The sequence below is a fragment of the Arthrobacter sp. APC 3897 genome (assembly GCF_030407495.1).
Classification (GTDB): Bacteria; Actinomycetota; Actinomycetes; order Actinomycetales; family Micrococcaceae; genus Arthrobacter_B.
Map to the genome: position 1 here is coordinate 68,705 of NZ_JASDDG010000016.1, position 18,829 is coordinate 87,533.

At 65.7% G+C, this 18,829-nt stretch carries 13 protein-coding genes; 9 read left to right on the forward strand and 4 right to left on the reverse strand.

Features of this window, described 5'->3' with window-relative positions; translation table 11 throughout:
- The first annotated feature begins 73 nt into the window (after nt 1–73).
- The gene (locus QMA10_RS09515) at nt 74–4,372 is read left to right on the forward strand and encodes an FtsK/SpoIIIE domain-containing protein (protein ID WP_290167810.1); all 4,299 of its coding nucleotides are present in this window, start codon (nt 74–76) and stop codon (nt 4,370–4,372) included.
- A 58-nt stretch (nt 4,373–4,430) separates the two neighbouring features.
- Complete coding sequence (locus QMA10_RS09520; RefSeq protein ID WP_290167812.1) at nt 4,431–6,416, forward strand: serine/threonine-protein kinase; 1,986 nt, start codon at nt 4,431–4,433, stop codon at nt 6,414–6,416.
- Nucleotides 6,417–6,468: 52 nt separating this feature from the next.
- On the opposite strand, the gene QMA10_RS09525 is transcribed toward QMA10_RS09520, so the two are convergent.
- From QMA10_RS09525 to QMA10_RS09540, 4 genes are all read right to left on the reverse strand, one after another.
- Entirely contained in the window at nt 6,469–6,894 is a 426-nt protein-coding gene (locus tag QMA10_RS09525) for a hypothetical protein (RefSeq protein WP_290167814.1), read from the reverse strand.
- Nucleotides 6,895–6,968: 74 nt separating this feature from the next.
- A complete protein-coding gene (locus QMA10_RS09530) occupies nt 6,969–7,262 on the reverse strand; it encodes an ANTAR domain-containing protein (RefSeq protein ID WP_290167816.1) in 294 nt (97 codons plus the stop codon).
- A 38-nt stretch (nt 7,263–7,300) separates the two neighbouring features.
- On the reverse strand, nt 7,301–7,789 hold the full coding sequence (locus QMA10_RS09535; RefSeq protein WP_290167818.1) for a hypothetical protein: 489 nt from the start codon (nt 7,787–7,789) through the stop codon (nt 7,301–7,303).
- Between the two features lie 110 nt (nt 7,790–7,899).
- Nucleotides 7,900–8,778, reverse strand: a complete 879-nt coding sequence (locus QMA10_RS09540) for a patatin-like phospholipase family protein (RefSeq protein ID WP_290167820.1) — start codon at nt 8,776–8,778, stop codon at nt 7,900–7,902.
- A 78-nt stretch (nt 8,779–8,856) separates the two neighbouring features.
- On the opposite strand from QMA10_RS09540, the gene QMA10_RS09545 reads away from it, so the two are divergent.
- The 7 genes from QMA10_RS09545 to QMA10_RS09575 all read left to right on the forward strand — a co-directional run bounded on the left by QMA10_RS09545 (nt 8,857) and on the right by QMA10_RS09575 (nt 18,801).
- Nucleotides 8,857–9,312: a 23S rRNA (pseudouridine(1915)-N(3))-methyltransferase RlmH gene (locus tag QMA10_RS09545; protein WP_290167821.1), complete on the forward strand. Its 456-nt coding sequence runs from the start codon at nt 8,857–8,859 to the stop codon at nt 9,310–9,312.
- Between the two features lie 149 nt (nt 9,313–9,461).
- Complete coding sequence (locus tag QMA10_RS09550) at nt 9,462–10,172, forward strand: DUF4232 domain-containing protein (protein ID WP_290167822.1); 711 nt, start codon at nt 9,462–9,464, stop codon at nt 10,170–10,172.
- 106 nt (nt 10,173–10,278) lie between these two features.
- The gene (locus tag QMA10_RS09555; RefSeq protein WP_290167824.1) at nt 10,279–10,755 is read left to right on the forward strand and encodes a hypothetical protein; all 477 of its coding nucleotides are present in this window, start codon (nt 10,279–10,281) and stop codon (nt 10,753–10,755) included.
- The gene (locus tag QMA10_RS09560) at nt 10,756–12,072 is read left to right on the forward strand and encodes an HNH endonuclease signature motif containing protein (RefSeq protein WP_290167825.1); all 1,317 of its coding nucleotides are present in this window, start codon (nt 10,756–10,758) and stop codon (nt 12,070–12,072) included.
- Nucleotides 12,073–12,272: 200 nt separating this feature from the next.
- Nucleotides 12,273–17,258, forward strand: coding sequence for a crosslink repair DNA glycosylase YcaQ family protein (locus QMA10_RS09565; protein ID WP_290167826.1), 4,986 nt, complete (start codon nt 12,273–12,275; stop codon nt 17,256–17,258).
- Between the two features lie 83 nt (nt 17,259–17,341).
- The gene (locus QMA10_RS09570) at nt 17,342–18,163 is read left to right on the forward strand and encodes a DNA-formamidopyrimidine glycosylase family protein (RefSeq protein ID WP_290167827.1); all 822 of its coding nucleotides are present in this window, start codon (nt 17,342–17,344) and stop codon (nt 18,161–18,163) included.
- Nucleotides 18,164–18,264: 101 nt separating this feature from the next.
- Complete coding sequence (locus QMA10_RS09575; RefSeq protein WP_290167831.1) at nt 18,265–18,801, forward strand: MarR family transcriptional regulator; 537 nt, start codon at nt 18,265–18,267, stop codon at nt 18,799–18,801.
- Nucleotides 18,802–18,829 lie beyond the last annotated feature (28 nt).

Here is an 18,829-nt window from a genome sequence, read left to right on the forward strand (position 1 = left end):
CCAACCTCCCGGCCTGCCTCCTCCGGCGGGTCAGAGTCCCCTCCACCTCCGCCACCATGGAAGGAACGCCCCGGTGCGTTTGCTGATCGATTTGGACGAGCAACGTTTTGAGTGCGAGGCGGCACACGTTGCACCGGCCACCACCCTGTCAGAGCTGGTGGAGGCCGCAGGAGGGCCGCGCCTTGGCCCCGATGAGGCAGTGTTCCTTGACGAGTCCGAGGTGAGGGGCAGCACTCCGGTCTCTGAACTGCTCCTGCTGGAAGGAAGCCGGATTTCACGGGCGCCCTGGCAATGCCCGCTCCGCGTGCACGGCTGGAGCGTTACCCTGGCGGGCGGACAAAGCGCCGGCCGGGTCCAAGCCGTTCCGCAGGGTCGCGACATGCTCATTGGACGCTCACCGCATGCAGACCTCACCCTGCCGACCGAAAGCGCATCATGGGAACACTGCCGCCTGCGCCGGGAAGAGGACGGGCTGCGGATCCTGGACAGCGGCTCCACCAACGGAACCATGGTGAATGGCCAGCCGGTTGGGGCTGATGGAATCGTCGTGGAAGATACGGCGGCCGTCACCGCCGGCGGTACGGTGCTTCTGGTGCGCCGGTCCCTGGAAGAGACCCCGGCCCCGGAACCGGGCAGCCTGAACAACCTCACTCCGGCCGCTACGGCGCCGTTCAACCGTCCGCCCCGTCCGGGACGCGCACCGGCCGGGGACGCCCTCGTTCCGCCGTCCCGCAAGGATGTGCCCCCCGCCAGCAAGTTCAGCTACATCACCGTGCTCGCGCCGCTCGTGATGGCCGGTGTGCTGATCATGGTTCTGGGCGACATGCGTTTCGCCATGTTTGCGATGCTCAGTCCCGTCATGGCGGTAGGCATGTGGTTCGAGCAGAAACGCCGTCATGCCCGCGGGTTGAAGGACGAGGAGGCCCGGTTCACCGGCGCGCTTGAGGAATTTGAGCAGCAGATCCGCACGGCCGCGGAGGCTGAGACCGCCCGCCGTCACCGGATGATCCCTGATCCCGCCACCGTTGTGCGCCGCCCCGCGCTCCCTGCTACCTCGCTGTGGCAGCGCCGCGCCGATGCTGATGATTTCCTTGCCCTGCACGCAGGCACCGGTGATGTGCCGTGGAAACCCGAGGTGGACCGCGCGGCCTCCGCCCGGCTGGATGTCTTGGTCAAGGAATCGCTGGCTGACGCCCGGCTGCTCGCGGCCCCGGTGCTGGTGGACCTGACCAATGCCGGCGTGGTGGGCATTGTGGGCCCGCGCACGGGTGCCCTCGCCCTTGCACGCTCGCTGCTGGCCCAGGCCGCCGTGCATGTGGGCCCTGCGGACCTGACCGTGGGTGTCTTCTGCGATTCCGGACGCGCCGATGATTGGGAGTGGGCCTCGTGGCTGCCGCACACCCGGCAGGCCGGCAGCAGCACCGGGCAGCGGTGGATGTCCGCACACCGGGAAACAAGCGTCGCCATGCTGCGCTCGCTCAAAGACTCAGTCCAGGAGCTGCCCACCCCGGCACTGCTTGTGGTGCTGGACTCCGAGGTGCTCACCGAAGGCCGGGACGCCCCGGCCCGGGCACTGCTTGGCATGGGCCGTTCAGCAACCGGGACCTATGTGAATCCCCGGGAGCGCCCGCCCCGAGCCGCGGGAATCGTCATCGCTGCCTCCCTGGAACAGCTGCCGGCATCCTGCACCACCATCATCAAGGTGGGAGAAGATGCTGCTGCCACCGTGGAGCAGCCGGAGGACCTGACGCGCGTGGAGGACGTCATCCTGGCCGGGCTGGACCGGGAGGAAGCCCTGCGCTGCGCCATGCACGTGGCCCGTTTCGACGATCCGGAGCTGAACGTGCCCGGCGCCTCACTGCCTGCACTGGTGCGCCTGCCCGAGCTTCTGGGCTACGAACTTCCCGACGCGGCCGCCGTCGCCCGCCTGTGGAAAGCTCCCTCCGGAGTGTCCGCACCCATAGGAACAGGCGAGAACGGCGTCCTGAGCCTTGACCTGGTCAAGGACGGCCCGCACGGTTTGGTGGGCGGAACCACCGGCTCCGGAAAGTCTGAATTCCTTCGATCGCTGGTGGCCGGGCTGGCGGCCAGCAATGACCCCACCCGCCTGAATTTCATCCTGATCGACTTCAAGGGCGGGGCCGCTTTCAAGGCGTGCGAACGCCTTCCGCATACCATCGGAACCATTTCCAACCTGGACGAGCAGCTGGCCGACCGCGCCCTGCAGGCCTTGGAAGCTGAAATGGAGCGCCGGCAGCGGGTGTTCGCGCAGGCCGGCGAGGGCATCGACAATCTCAACGCCTATATGGCCACCAACCCGGCCGAACCGATGCCCCGGCTGCTGCTGGTCATTGACGAGTTCGCCATGCTGGCGAAGGACTTCCCCGACGTGCTGCAGGCACTGGTCAGCGTGGGAGCGGTGGGCCGTACGCTCGGCGTCCACATGATCCTCGCAACGCAGCGCCCGGCCGGCGTCGTCAATGACGACATCCTGGCGAACACCAACCTGCGGGTGGCCCTGCGGGTACAGAGCCGGGAAGACTCCACCAACGTCATTGGCGTCCCCAATGCTTCCGCGATCGGAAGGGCCCAGATGGGCCGCGCCTACGTGAAGCTGGGCCAGGATGACATCACTCCCGTACAGACAGCCCTCGTGACCGGACGGGCACAGCTAGGCGGCGGCCCCGCTGTGGATGTACGGGGGGTTCAGCGCTTCGGCGTCCCTGTAACCGCCGCAGCGCCGGCACAGTCTGCGTCCTCTGACGAGAATGACCTGGACCTGCTGATCGACGCGATTATCGAAGCCAACGTTGAAGCCGGGTACGCGGCACCGCGTCCCGTCTGGCCGGAAGCCCTGGGCGAACGCGTGGAGCTGGGGGGTTTTGGTTCCGGTCCGGATGAGGGAGCACCAACTTCAGCGGATGTCCCGGCCCTGCCGGTGGTGGGCGGCGTCAGCGGTTCGTCCGTCCTGGTGGCCCTGATGGACGAACCCGAGCTCCAGCGCCAGTCTCCGGCCGGATGGGACATGTCCGCGGGCAACCTCATGCTGATGGGCGTGGCAGGATCCGGAACAACCACCACGCTGGCATCTATTGCCCTGACCTTGGCCAGGGACTGCGACCCCGCTGATGTGGACCTCATGATCCTGGACATGGGTTCCCGCGCACTCGAAGCATTGGAACGCCTGCCGCACACCGTGGCGTATGTGGGAACGGGTGCCGGCGCCAAGGAGCAGCAGGCCCGCTTCCTGCGCCACCTGCACACTGAACTTGAACGGCGCCGTGCAGAGCCGGGCAAGCACCGCCGCACCGTGGTGCTGCTGGACGGCCTGGCCTCGCTGCGGGATGAGTTCCAGGATTACGAGGGCCAGCAGATGCTGGATCTGCTGTACCGGGCGTACGCGGACGGGCCTGCCCTGGGATTGTCCTTTGCCGTCTCCACCACGCGCGCCAAGGCAGTCCCCTCGGCAATGAACGAAGTTACCCTGCAGCGATGGCTGTTCCGGCTGGCGGACACGTATGACTATTCGTCGCTCGGAATCCGGGGCAAGGCGGTTCCCGCCGCGCTTCCGGGACGCTGCGTGGACCCCCGCAATGCACTGCAGATGCACGTGGCGACACCCGGCGTCGAGCTGGCGGAAGCAGTGGACCGGGTGCGGCAAGCCTGGGCCGATGCACCGGCCAAGACGCCGGCCATCAGGCGCCTGCCTTCCCGCCTCACGCTCCGGGAACTCGGTGCTGAACCCCAGCTGACAGCCGAACCCTGGCTCATCCCCGTGGGCATGCAGGAGGCTGATTTCTCGCCGGCGTTCCTGGAAGTCTATGAGGGCGAACACGTGCTGATTGCCGGGTCCGCGCGTTCCGGCAAGTCCACGCTGCTGCTGGCCCTGGCCGGTTCCCTGCAGGGGGCAGCCACCTCCCTAGGCCCTGCCCAGGTCTGGGGCATCTGCGACCGCCGGTCGCCGCTTGCTGCCGCCGATCTGGACAGGGTGGCGGTGGGCGCGGATGAGGTGCCGGCTCTGCTGGCTTCCCTGCGCCTCGAGCGAAACCCCGTGTTCCTGCTGATCGATGACGCGGAGCGTTTCGACGACGTCGACCAGTCCATCGCAGGAGTGGTGGCCTCCGGACAGGCAGGGCTGTGCGTCATTGCCGCCGGAAGATCTTCCGACCTCCGGGGACTGTACAGTCACTGGACCAAGACTGTCCGCAAGTCCCGTCTGGGGGTATTGCTGCAGCCTGATGTGGATTACGACGGCGAGCTGCTGGGCGCCACACTTCCGCGGAAAGCACCGGTAGCCATCACCGCCGGCCGCGGATACATCGGTGTGGGCGGTCGAACGGCACTTATCCAGTCGATCAGCACCGGTAGCTGAGCGCCCCGAACAGCGGGGAGCCAAAGGACATCAGATCAACAGCGTTGGAGAGTACGGCATGGAATTCGCACAGACGGGTCAGGCGCTGGGAGCCTCCTACCGGTTCGGCGAACGCTTGGGCACCGGTGCTGTTGGCGAGGTATGGACTGTTCTCGCGGCTGACGGCCACACCTACGCGGCCAAAGTCCTGCGCCCGGAGCACGCCGATGATCCAACACTGGTGGAACGGTTTGTCCGCGAGCGCTCCGTACTGCTGGGCCTGAAGGACCGCTCCATCGTCACCGTGCGGGACATGGTGGTGGAAGGACCGCGGCTGGCCATCGTGATGGATTACGTGGCAGGCGGCTCGCTGCGCGACGTCGTGAAGGGCATTGGCCCGCTTCCTCCCGCGGATGCGCTTAACGTGATTGCTGAAGTATTCGACGCCTTGGTCTTCGCCCACTCCAAGGGCGTCATCCACCGGGACATCAAGCCTGACAATGTTCTCCTTGCGCTGCCCTGGGCTGAGTGGTCTCCGGGCGGAGTACGGGTCTCCGACTTTGGGATCGCCGACGTTGTGGGCGAACGAATCCGCCAAACAACCGGCCTCATCGGCACCCCGCACTACATGCCTCCCGAACTCATCAGCCAGGGCCGTTCCGGTCCCGCCGGGGACGTGTACTCCACCGGCGTCCTGCTGTATGAGCTCCTGGCCGGACGCACGCCTTTCGCCGGACCGGGGACGGACTTCAGCATTGCTTACCGCCATGTTTCCTCGCGCCCGCCCAGGATTCCCGTGGACGATGAGGTGTGGGGGCTTTTGGACCGGCTGCTGTCCAAGGATCCTGCCGGGCGGCCCAGCGCCCTTGAGGCGGCTTCGACACTCCGCCGCCTGGCGTCCCGGCTGGCCGGCCACGGCCCTTTACCGCTCGGGGAAACCCCGGCGGAGTTCGACGAGGTCGAACGTTCCGCCACTGTGATCCGGGGAGCTTTCACCGCTGAGGAGGCCGCGGCCCTGGCGTCGGCCCCGCCGGCGGACAACGACGGAGAGACCCCTGACCTTGGGCAGTCCGGCAACGCCACCATCGCCAGGCCCACGCCCCGCCGCGAAGTGCGGCAGCCGCAGTCCCGGCAGGAGGAAACCGACGACGCCGTTCCGTTCTGGCGCACCCGCAAGGCTCTTGTTCTTGCCGGCACGGGCGTGCTCCTGCTCGCGGCGATGGTCGCAGGCTTCATCGTCCTCACCCCCGACAGCCAGCCGGCGGATGCTTCACAGGGGGCCGCCGAGCAGCTTTCCGCGCAGCTGCAGGAACAACCTCTGCCAACCGGTCTGACCATCACGCGCAGGGCCTCCTTCGAGCCGTCCTCCGGAAAGGTACGGCTGACGGTGTCTTACTCGGCGCAAAAGGCCCCGTTGTCCGGGGATTTCCTGGAAGTGGTTCCGGGACTCAGCGATCAGGACGCCTGCCCGGCGGTTGTGTGGGAGGGGACAGCCGCATCTCGGAACCAGGCCTCGATCAGCGGCGTTGATGTCGAATGCGGCTGGAAACTGTCGGAGTTGCAGGTTCCGCAGGGCGGATCATTGCAGCTGACGGCGCAGGTCTCGGTGGCACCCGCCGATCAGCAGGCGTTTGATGATTGGCTTCAGGCCGGGTCCGAGGCCACAACGGCTGCAACGCAGGACCCGGAGGTTAGGGGCACTGCCTACCCCGTCCAGCGCCTGATGGGAGTGGAGCTGCGCACCCCGTCACGGGTGGTGACCCCCAGCCCGCTAAAGATCACTTTGCTGCCCGTGTGGGCCGGCGGCAGCGATGAGCTGAATCCGCTCTATGTCAGCCCTGCTGCCGGGAAACCGTCACAGATGCTTGCAGCGGTAGCCGGCGGCGAGCAGGGGGTGCGGTTCTCCGACGGCTGCGGTGGAGCGCTGGCCGTCGACAGTTCGGGACTCACTGTTACGGCCCTGCAGATCTCGCCCCAATGCACGGTGCGTGCCAGCGTCGGGAATTTCACCGACCTCCAGTCCCCCGGCTTCGGGATCACGTCCCGTGAGAACGCCGGAGACTGAGGTCTTAGGGGTGCGTCCGGCTTTCACCGGCGCCCTTGCACGCCGGTCCGGGCTACAGCCGGACGTACGCCCAGCCTTCCCACTGCCTGCGTGCCAAGTGGGCGACGGCGGCATCCACGGTTTCCACGCCCCGGTGCAGTTCATCGGCCTGGACGCTGGCATGAATCATGCTGTTCCGGCAGGCCAAAACGTGGATGTCTTCTAAGAGGGCGCCGTCGAGTGCGCTCTGATCTCCCAGGCCTGCGCGAAGGAGCCGCACCCCAAACCCCTGGACCACCACCTCGAGTCTCCGTTCGGGGCCCAGCGCCCGGCGGGAGTTCCCTGCGCTTCGGAGCACACCGCTCAGCCATGTGCCGCTGTCCGGGCCAAAACCGTGGATCACCAGACCCGGGCGTACATCCCCCGGCCGGTCCCCAGTCTCAGTCCGGCTCACGGATTCCGGTTGTTTTGCGCTGAGATCCCTGTCTGAAAGTTCCATGTTTTCAGTGTCCCCCGGCACGCCGGGCGGGGACAGGGGCCGCGCCCGTCGCCGTCGTCGGAGGTGCGCCGCTTTTAGTCAACGAAGTGGGTCTTGGGCGCCTTTTCGCCCACTGAGGCAACGACGGCGGCGGCGACGTCCCGCAGTTTCATGTTCCGCGCACTCGACGCCGCTTTGAGGATGCTGATTGCCGCCTCTTGGCTGCAGCGGTTTTGGGCCATGATGATTCCTGCAGCCAGGTCAATGGTGGTGCGGGAGCCCATTGCTGCCTTGAGGTTTTCCCGGCTTTCACCCAGCTCGGAAATGCGCACGGCAAGCCGCAGGGATTTGGAAGCGCCGCGGGCAAATTCTTCAGCGGCGCGGATCATGTCGTCTGTGAAGGCGTCCGGTTCACGTGCATACACATTCAGGCCGCACCGGGCATCGTTATCCAGCGGAATCGGCGCCCCAGGATCGATTTCAAGCCGGACCCGGCTGTCGCGCTGGCGTACTCCTCCCATCTGGGATCTGTGGTGATATCACGCACCAAAACCGTGTTGTTGGTGCGGGCTGCCTCCAGGCAGGGCCCGGAATCGACCCGGTACTGAAGCTCATCAAAACGGCGGGATTCCTCACTGTCACTGGCCACCGTGCCCGCGCTGCCGGGCCGCAGGAGGGTCACACCCGAAAAGAGCTCCTGCCCCGGGGCGGCCAGGGTGTCGACGGTGAGGCGGGTCAGATCGGTAAGAAAACCTTCGACGTCGCTTGTTTCCAGGAGCATGTCCTGCAAAAGGCCGGAGTAATCCTTGCCGGTCTCGTGTTGTGCTTCCCGTGCAGCATCGATCAGGTCCGTTGCTCCCGCGGACTGATGTGTGCTCCCGCCCCGCTCAAAAGGCGGCGGGGCCAAAAAAATCATCGCTGGACATGTCACCATTTTCCGTTGAGGGAAGCCGTACGCTTTTTCCATTACAGCATCAGGTGACGCCGCGTGCCGATCCCCGCCGGACAAATCCCGGTGACCGCCAATCAGACACCCCAGAACACCTTCACGGCATCCACCGCTGCGGCACCCTGTTCCTGTCCGGCCAGCGCTGACGGACGGCGGGTGGACGAGAGCAGCACATTGGTTCCGAATGCTGACAGGCTGGCCTCATCCGCTTCAATCAGGATTGTTTCAGTTCCCTCCGACAAACCCCTCAATACCTGGGGAAGCGTGGGACCAAAGGGACTGTCCGGCGCTTCCGGCCCGCAGGAGAGGACAAGAACCTTGTCATACCCGGTGGCCAGGTCCGCGTTCGTGGCGGAGCGCATCCCGCCGTCCATGTAAGGAATGCCGCCAATAAGCACCGGCGGCCAAGCCCCGGGTACGCTGCAGCTTGCGGCAACAGCCCGGGCCAGGTCAGCGCCGGACGACTGATCGAAAACGGTGAACGCGCCGTCGTTCGCATTTACCGTTGTCACTTTCAGCAGACCGGAAGGCCAGGAAGGTGCAGGCAGCAGCGACCGGATAGTGTCCACCCACCGGGTCTCGTCGAGCCCCCGGCCGCCAGCCAGCGCCGCCTTGCCTATCCGGGCACGGGCTTCCTGCTCCCCGCCCGGTCCGCGGGCAGCCGAACCCATCATGTTGATGAACTCCTCAACACTGAAGTGCGGCAGCTCGCCCTGCCCTGCCGGACTTTCTTCCGGTGAGTTTTCATGCAGCTGGGCGGCGAGTACCTCCTGCAGGCCTCCGAACCTCAGGGAAGCGCCGACGACGGAGCCGGCTGACGTGCCCACCACCAGGTCGGCGTCGTTCAGTTCAATACCGTGCTCCAGCAGGGTGGCCAGAACGCCGATCTGCCAGGCGATGCCGGCCACTCCCCCGCCGCCCAGGACGATTGCCCGTGTGCCACTCGTGTTTGTCATGCGGGCAGTCTAAACCCGGGATGTGTGAAGACTGCCACCCGTTTTCCCTCCCGCCGTGCCGGGGTATTCAATGGAGACATGGCATTGCGCGTTTTGATGGTTGGCCGAAAGCACGAAGACTGGGTAGCGGACGGGATCCGGCGCTATGAAAAGAGGCTCAAAAAGCCCTTTGACCTCTCCTGGGTTTCCATTCCGCATTCCGCCCGGGAGTCGGATGCCGCCCGCAAGGAGGAATCGGAACGGCTCCTGGCCAAGCTGGGCAGCGACTATGTCATATTGCTGGATGAACGGGGCAAAGCTATTACCTCTCCGGCGCTCGCCAAGACCCTGCAAAAGCCCCTGGACAACTCCCGCAGCGTCACCCTGATTATCGGCGGCGCCTACGGGGTGGCCCAGAGCGTGCACGACCGCGCTGATTTCGTCTGGTCGCTGTCTCCCCTGGTCTTCCCGCACCAGCTGGTCCGCCTGATCCTTGCAGAACAGATCTACCGGGCCCAGGAGATCGCCGGCGGACGCCCCTATCACCACGAATAGCCGATTCCGCCACAATGACTCAATGAGGAAATACATAACGTTTGCGGCGTCATTATTAGTGCGCCGGTGGCGCCTAATTGACGCCGCGCCCTCCTTGCGGACATGGTGATCTTATGAATACCCGGTCGCGGAAATTGTTGTCAGCAAAAATGTCCTTCTCGCCTTCGAAATCATGGCCGCTGACCGCCGCCGTACTCGGCGCCGCGCTTGTCGTCAGCGGCTGTGCGTCCGACGGCGAAGAAACCGCGTCGTCCGCTTCGCCGTCGTCGTCGTCGCCGTCGCCGTCAGCGGCCTCGGCCTCCGAAAGCCCCGAGGCAGCACCGAGCACTGGAACGTCCACTGACGAAACCGGAAACGCATCCCCGGACTCCAGCGCACCGGTTCCCACGGCCGGCAACTCAGCTGACCCGGCATCGCCCGCCGGCCCCCGGGCCTGTGCTGCCGCAGATCTGGCCGGTGAGATCGAGGACAACATTGGCGGCGGAGCAGCTGGCAGCGTCTACCGCACTCTGGTCCTGACGAACGTCTCCTCCACACCCTGCACATCAGCAGCAGGTTTCCCGGGCGTCTCCTATGTTGACGACACCTCAAACGAGCAGATTGGTGCGGCAGCCGTCCGCTCGGGTGAGAACAGCAGCCCCGGCGGCGTGTTTGTCCTGGAACCCGGACAGTCGGTGGTCGGTGAGTTGAAGGAGACCCGGGCCGAGAACTATGGCGAGAGGTGCGAACCCCATCAGGCAACGAAGCTGCTCGTCTACCCTCCGGAGGACCTCGAGTCGTTGGCAATTCCGCATGACGTTCTTGCCTGTGAGAACCCCAATGTAGAGCTGCTGAGTATCGGAGCCCTGCAGAAGCGGTAAGCCTCAAGAACGGTGTTAGTCCTCCACAGGTGACGCCGCCGGATTGTTTGTCCCCATCCATACCTTCCTTTCTCACCGGGCAGCCCGGACGCCGGAGAATTGTTTTATGGAAACAATCCTTCAGCTTGATATGCAGGCTGACTCAGGTGAAGCCGGTGAGTGCGCCTATCCGCCCGGGTTCCTGGCGTCCGTGGCCGAGACCGCTGCGGCCCTAGGCAGCCTGTGCCGCGACAGTGTCCGGGCAGCCGGACTCCTGAGCGTCGGCCAGGCAGTAAACCTCGCCGACGAGGTGGAAGCTATGTCCCGACGAGTGGACTACCTGCAAACCGTTTGCGCCGGGGCTTTGGACGCGCACCGGGTTGCCGATGCCTTCGGCTCTACGTGTTCAACGGACTCAGCTGGATCTACTGGATTTTCTGCCTCGGCCGGCTCTACCGGATCTACAGTCTCGGACGGCCCGGACGGATCGGGCAGCCCGGACGGGTCGGCCGGCGGCTGGAACAACACTTGGGCTGAGGCGGTTTCACCTGCCCAGCAGGCGGCCGGCAAAGTCCGCGCCGAGTTCCGCGGCACGGCGGACTAGATGCGCTGCCGGTTGCGAATCAGCCGGGGTGAAGCACAGCGGCGTCTGAAGCTGGCTTCCGTTCTGCTGCCGGCGGCCGGCGGCAGCGGCCAGCCCTTGCCCGCCGTTTTGCCCGCTCTCGGCGGAGCCGCCGCATCCGGCCGAATCTCGTCCGGGTCTGCCCTCATCGTTGCCGAGGCTGTGGCCCAGGTGAGGCTGCGAAGCGGCACCCGGACCGCCGAAGTCATGGAGTCGGACCTCGCATCCTTGGGGAGCCGGTACGACGCTGACTTCCTCGCCCGGACTGCACGCCGCTGGGTATTGCTGGCGGATCAGGACGGAGCCGAGCCCACCGAAGAGGAGCTGCGCCGCTTCCAAGGCGTGTTTTCCGGTCGGAAAAAGAACGGGCTCCACCATCTCAGCATCTACTGCACCGCTGAACAGCACGAGACCCTCCTGACCGTGATGAATGCCGTTGCCGGCCCGCGCGTTTCGGATGCGGCGTCAGATGCAGCGTCAAGTGCGGCGCCGAGTACGACGCCGGCGACAGCCGCCGCCCACAGCCCCGAGTCCGGTCAGGCAGATCCCGGGTGGGCTCAGCATGCAGACGGCAGTCAGCCTGATGCCGGGACTGCATCTCGGCTGGACCTGCGCACCCGCCCCCAGCGGCTTCTTAGCGGACTCATTGATGTAGCCAAGGCTGCACTGGCGGCCGGCGGCGTTCCTGCCAGCGGCGGGCTGCGCCCCCAGGTCATGGTGACGATTGATGCTGCGTCCCTCTTGACGGACTTCAGGTACGGGTCAGTCGTCAAAGGATTGGATTCCACGGACAGCCCGGCAGGAAAGAAGATTCCGCCGCGGAAACCGGTTCCAGGGCCCCTGAGTCCAGGTTCCTTTGCCTTCACCGGCCCGGTGCCGGCGGCCACCGTCCGGCAACTCGCCTGCGACGCGGAGATGCTGCCCGTGGTGCTCTCGGGCCAGGGCCGAATCCTGGATGTTGGACGGGCGCAGCGTTTGTTCCCACCGCATATGCGCAGAGCTCTCCATGCCCGGGACGGAGGATGCGCCTTTCCCGGCTGCAGCATTCCCGCTCCGTGGACCGAAGCCCACCACATCCGTTATTGGAACCACGGCGGTCCAACATCAACAGACAACGGCGTCCTGTTGTGCTCTCACCATCATCACGAGGTGCACAAAGAATACTGGAAGATCAAAGTGAGAGCCGGCGTTCCGTGGTTCGTCCCTCCCGCGTATGTGGATCCTGACCGGGTGCCGCTGCGTAATGTGTACTTTCGTTCATCGGTGACGGACCTTCCCGCCCGCCCCTCCGCCGGCTGAGCACCCTACCAATGAGCAACCGTCCAATCATCACCCGTCCAATCATCACCCGTCCAACCGCCCACCGGCCAGGCATTCGGCGCAACCGCTGACGACGGATCGCTCACCAAATGGCAACGGACCGCTCAGCGGATTCGGCCTGCAGCCAAACTGTGCCGCGGAACCCGAAAGTGTCAGGAGGGTGCGGAACAATGGTGCACATGACATCGGGAGCTTCGGTTCTGCAGAAGTTCACCCCCGCCACCAGAGAGTGGTTCGAGGGTGCCTTTGATGCGCCGACACCAGCACAGACCGGAGCTTGGGACGCCATCTCCCAGGGCGCCAACGCTTTGGTGGTGGCACCCACGGGGTCGGGCAAAACCCTGGCGGCCTTCCTGTGGGCCCTGGACAGTTTTATTGCCTCGGCTGCGGCTGATAAATCCTCAGCGGATCCGGCCGCCGCCGGCGCCCCCGTTAGTGAGCCGGCCGCCGCTTCCGCTTTGTCCGGGCACGTCACCAAAGCGCCCGCACGCAAACGGAATACTGCGCCCAAACGCAAAACCAAGGTGCTGTACATCTCTCCGCTCAAGGCTCTCGGTGTAGATGTGGAGCGTAACCTGCGTTCCCCTCTTATCGGCATCACCCAGACAGCCAAACGGCTGGGACTGCCGGCACCGTCCATCACGGTCGGCGTCCGGTCCGGAGACACTCCCCAAAACGAACGCCGAACCCTGCTCACCAGGCCGCCGGACATCCTCATCACCACGCCGGAATCGCTGTTTCTGATGCTGACGTCCCGCGCTCGGGAAACCCTGGCCGAGGTGGACACCGTCATTGTCGACGAGGTACACGCGGTTGCCGGCACCAAGCGCGGTGCGCATTTGGCAGTTACCTTGGCTCGCTTGGATGCCATGCTCCCCAAGCCGGTCCAGCGGATCGGATTGTCGGCCACGGTGGAGCCGCATGAGACCGTTGCCCGGTTCCTGGGAGGCAACGCGCCCGTGCAGGTCGTGGCTCCGGAAGCCAGGAAGTCCTGGGACATCACTGTGACGGTTCCCGTGGAGGACATGGCCGATCTCGGCGGCGCCCCGGCTGTGGAGGACACCGTAGAGGGCGGGTACGCACCGCAGGCGAGCATCTGGCCGCACGTCGAGGAGAGAATAGTCGACCTCATCGAGACGAACCGCTCCACCATCGTGTTCGCCAACTCCCGGCGGTTGGCGGAACGGTTGACCGCGCGGCTCAACGAAATCCACGCCTTCCGGCTGGAGGCAGCCGCCCTGTCGCTCTCGTCTGCGGACACCGGCACAGAGGGCTCCACTACTGCGGGTGATGGTCCTCCGTCATTCACAACCGGCGACGGCCCCGGACCGGCCGCCGGGGCTGCCGGGCCGGCGCTCCCCACCGCACGCCCGCCGGCCCAGCTCATGGCGCAGGCGGGTGTGTCCATCCGCTACCGCCAACCGGACCAGGTTGCCGTTGATGACGACAACCCGGTTCTTGCCCGTGCCCACCACGGGTCAGTGTCCAAGGACCAGCGGGCACTCATTGAGGATGACCTTAAATCCGGGCGGCTGCGCTGCGTCGTTGCCACCAGCTCCCTGGAACTCGGCATCGACATGGGTGCCGTAGATCTGGTCATCCAGGTTGAGTCCCCGCCGTCCGTGGCCAGTGGACTGCAGCGGGTGGGACGCGCGGGACACCAGGTCGGCGAGACATCCCAGGGTGTCATGTTCCCCAAACACCGCGGTGACCTGCTGAACACGGCGGTTGTTGCCGAACGGATGCTGGCAGGGCAGATTGAACCCCTGTATATCCCCGCCAACCCCCTGGACATCCTCGCCCAGCAGACGGTGGCCGCCTCTGCGCTCGGCTCCATCGATGTGGAGGAATGGTTCGACGTCGTCCGCCGTTCCGCGCCGTTCGCCGGCCTGCCGCGTTCAGCCTTTGACGCGACTCTGGACCTGCTGGCGGGACGCTACCCGTCGGACGAATTTGCGGAACTGCGCCCGCGCATTGTCTGGGACCGCACCGAAGGCACCATTACCGGAAGGCCCGGCGCGCAGCGGTTGGCCGTGACCTCCGGCGGCACCATTCCGGACCGCGGGCTGTTCGGCGTGTATTTAGTGGGCGATTCCGAGGGCAAAAACAGCCGCCGCGTCGGGGAACTCGATGAGGAAATGGTCTACGAGTCCCGGGTAGGCGACGTCTTTGCCCTAGGCGCCACCAGCTGGCGGATTGAAGACATTACCCACGACCGGGTGCTGGTCTCCCCTGCCTTTGGGCAGCCCGGCAAGCTGCCGTTCTGGCGGGGTGATTCTCTCGGCCGGCCGGTGGAGCTTGGCCGGGCGCTGGGCGGTTTTGTCCGCGAGATGTCCGGCGCTGATGACGAGACCGCCGCCAAACGGCTGGCCGCCGTCGGGCTCGATGACTGGGCCGCGGGCAATCTGTTGACCTACCTGCGGGAACAGCAGCAAGCCACCGATGTGGTGCCCAATGACAAGTCACTGGTGGTGGAGCGTTTTCACGATGAGCTCGGCGACTGGCGGGTAGTCCTGCACAGCCCGTACGGCATGCCCGTCCATGCTCCCTGGGCCCTCGCCGTAGGCGCCCGGCTCCATCAGCGCTATGGGCTGGACGGCTCGGCCATGGCCTCGGATGACGGCATTGTGCTGCGGGTGCCTCTCATGGAGGACGAACCGCCCGGGGCCGAGCTGTTCATCTTCGACGCGGATGAGCTCGACTCGATCGTGACTGCAGAGGTGGGCGGATCCGCATTGTTCGCCTCGCGTTTCCGTGAATGCGCGGCACGCGCCCTGCTGCTCCCGCGGCAGAATCCCGGAAAACGGACGCCGTTGTGGCAGCAGCGGCAGCGGTCCGCACAGTTGCTGGACGTCGCCAAAAAATACCCGACGTTCCCCATCGTCCTGGAAACCGTACGGGAGTGTCTCCAGGACGTTTACGATCTGCCGGCTCTGAAAGACATCGCCGGCGGAATCGAGCGCCGCGAAATCCGCCTGGTGGAGACCACCACGCCCTCGCCGTCGCCCTTTGCCCGCTCCCTGCTCTTCGGCTATGTTGGCGCCTTCCTGTATGAGGGTGACTCTCCGCTGGCGGAGCGCCGGGCTGCCGCGCTCTCCCTGGACCCCACGCTGCTCAACGAGCTGCTGGGCCGGGCCGAACTGCGCGAACTGCTGGATGCACGGATCATCGCCCAGACTGAACGTGAGCTGCAGCGGCTGGCCGATGACCGCCGGGTCCGGGGCATCGAAGGGGTTGCCGACCTGCTGCGGCTGCTGGGACCACTGACGGTTCCCGAAGTCGCCGCCCGCTTGCAGCCGGGCGATGCGGACCAGACAGAGAGCACGGCGGGTACCCTCAGCGCCGGGGAACACGATGCTTTGGAGCTGCTGGAGCAGCTGGTCCGGGCCAACCGCGCGCTAAAGGTGGGTGTCGCAGGGCAGCAGCGCTACGCCGCCATCGAAGATGCCGCACGGCTGCGCGATGCTCTGGGCGTTCCGTTGCCGATGGGCGTTCCGCTGGCCTTCATCGAACCCGTGGCTGATCCCCTGGGAGACCTGATTGGCCGCTACGCCCGCACCCACGGACCGTTTACAGCGGCAGAAGCTGCAGCGCGGCTGGGACTGGGCGTTGCAGTCGTTACCACCACTCTGCAGCGGCTGGCCGGTGAAGGTCGCGTTATCGAAGGCGAGTTCCGCCCGTCCGAAACCATGATCCTGGACGCTGCGGCCGGCGTGGACCAAACTCCCGGCAGTGTCATCACGGTTCCCGGTACTCCCGCCGGCACTGAATGGTGCGACGTCGAGGTGCTGCGCCGCCTGCGCCGGCGGTCCCTCGCCGCGCTGCGCTCAGAAGTGGAGCCGGTGGATCCGGCAACCTATGCCCGCTTCCTGCCTGCCTGGCAGAACGTGGGCTCTTCCCTGCGGGGGCTCGACGGCGTTGCCACCGTGATCGACCAGCTCTCCGGCGTCCCTATTCCCGCATCCGCGTGGGAACCGCTCATCCTCGGATCACGGATCCGGAATTACGTCCCCTCCATGCTGGACGAACTTACCGCTACCGGCGAGGTTCTCTGGTCCGGGACCGGATCCCTGCCCGGGAACGACGGCTGGATTGCCCTGCATCTGGCCGAAAACGCTCCGCTGACACTGAACCCCGCACCGGATTTTGTCCCCACGGACCAACAGCAGCAGCTGTTGGATCTGCTGTCCGGCGGCGGAGCCTACTTCTTCCGGCAGCTGGTGGATGGCCTGGCTGCAAACGGGGCGGAGTCCTCGGATGCGAACGTCATCAGCGCTCTGTGGGAATTGGTATGGGCAGGAAGGATCAGCAACGACACCTTCACGCCGATCCGTTCCCTGCTCTCCGGAGGAAAAACGGCGCACAAACAACGCGCTGCGACACCCCGGGCACGTACCGCCCGGCTGGGCAGGCTGGGCCGGGCCCCGGGCGCCTCCCTCACCGGAAGCTCCATGCGCCTGGCCGCCGGCAACCAGCCCGCTGCGCTGCGCAACGCACCTCCGCTCGTCGCCGGACGGTGGAGCCTGCTGCCGGGGGTGGAACAGGACACCACCATCTCCGCCCATGCCACAGCCGAACTGTTGCTGGACCGCTACGGCGTTGTCACCCGGGGATCAGTTGCCAGCGAGGGCACGCCCGGCGGTTTTGCCCTGTTGTACCGTGTGCTTGCCCGGCTTGAAGAAATGGGCCGCTGCCGCCGAGGGTACTTCATTGAACAACTCGGAGCTGCCCAGTTTGCCGTTCCTGCCACTGTGGATCGGCTGCGGTCCTTTTCGGAAGACTCCCAGCTGCGCAAACCCGACCCGTCGGCGGTGGCACTGGCGGCAACAGATCCGGCCAATCCGTTTGGAGCGGCGCTGCCGTGGCCAACCCTCGACGGCGGCCACCGCCCAGGACGTAAGGCCGGCGCACTCGTGGTGCTGGTGGACGGGAATCTGACCCTGTATGCAGAGCGCGGAGGAAAAACGCTGTTGACCTTTACGGAGGATCCGGCGGCACTGGAACTATCCGCCTCTGCACTGGTGGATATCATTCGCCGGGGCGCTGCGGAGAAGATGGCCATCGAGAAGGTCAACGGCGGGGACGTCCTCGACACGGAAGCTGCCCGCGCCCTGATGAAAGCAGGTTTCTACACCACGCCCAAAGGGCTGCGTTACCGTGTCTAACCTCAACGGCCACGGCCGCCGACACTCACACAGTCACCGACACCTGCACAGCCACAGCCACAGCCACAGCCACAGGGGAGAGCATGCCTGAAGGGGATACCGTCTGGCGGGCGGCCCGTGAGCTCAACGCAGCGCTGGGCGGCCAGACCCTGACCAAATGTGACATCCGGGTTCCAAAATTTGCCACCACCGATTTCACCGGCCGCACGGTTACCGACGTCGTCGCCCGCGGAAAGCACCTGCTGATCCGGCTGGGCGACGCTGACAGCGGCTGGATCCTGCATTCGCACCTCAAAATGGAGGGCCTCTGGCACGTTTATGACCGCGGTCAGCGATGGCGCCGTCCTGCGTTCAAGGCGCGCTGTGTTCTGGAGACCGCCCGGAAACAGGTGGTCGGTTTCGATCTTGGTTTCCTTCGTGTCCTGCCGCGATCAGAGGAGGACGACGCCGTCGGCTACCTTGGCCCCGATCTCCTGGGGCCGGACTGGGACGCAGCAGAGGCACAGCGCCGAATCGAGTCCGTCCCGGAGCGGCCCATTGGGCTGGCGTTGCTGGATCAGCGCAACCTGGCCGGCATCGGCAACGTCTACCGCTGCGAGATCTGCTTCCTCGCCGGAGTCCATCCGTTGACTCCCGTCGGGGAGGTGCGGAATCTGCCGAGGATCATCGACCTGTCCAAGCGGCTCCTCGAAGCCAATAAAACCCGAAGCCGCCGGATCACCACCGGAAACATGGGCGGAGATCCGCTCTGGGTCTATAACCGGGAAACCCGAGGCTGTCTCCGCTGCGGAACCAAAGTGGCCCACGAACTTGTCGGCGACAATGCGCTGGAGCTGCGGGACCTGTACTACTGCCCGCATTGCCAGCCCGCGGCAGCGGCCTCCCCCGCGCCGGAGACGGCATGACTGCAGCGGGGCTGATCTTCGGGCTTCGCCGTTTTCCACAGGAACCGACACAAAAGCCTGCCCCAGAAGAAACATGGGTTTGCCGCCGCTAGGATGTGCGCATGTCTTCCACCACAGAGTCGGGCGGTAACGGCTATTGGTACCCGGGTGACCCGGACCGGCAACCTGCCAAAGCCGTGCTTGAAGCTCTGCGTCAATACCGTGCTGCGGAGCAGCAGATGCGGCAGCGGACCCGAAACGAATTGAACATCAATGAGAAAGACTTGCAGGCGCTGCAATACCTGATGCACGCCCACCGGCATGGCAGCGCCCTGGGGCCTACTGAGCTGAGCCGCCTGCTTTCGATCTCATCGGCATCCACCACGGCGCTCATCGACCGGCTTGTCCGCAGCGGGCACGTCGAACGGCAAATCCACCCCACCGACCGGCGGGCGCTGAAACTGGTACCCACGGATAAATCCCATGTGGATATGCACTCCAGTCTGAGCAGGCTCCACGAGCGCATGATGAATGCCGCCTCGTCCCTGTCTCCGGGGGAAGCCAACGCAGTGACGAGGTTTCTGCAGGAGTTGACCGGCATTGTGGACCAGGAGCCGCACGCAGCCATGCCTTCCGAGCCGGTTGCGGGTCCCTCCTGACATCCTGATCTCCCGCCGCTGAGCCGGT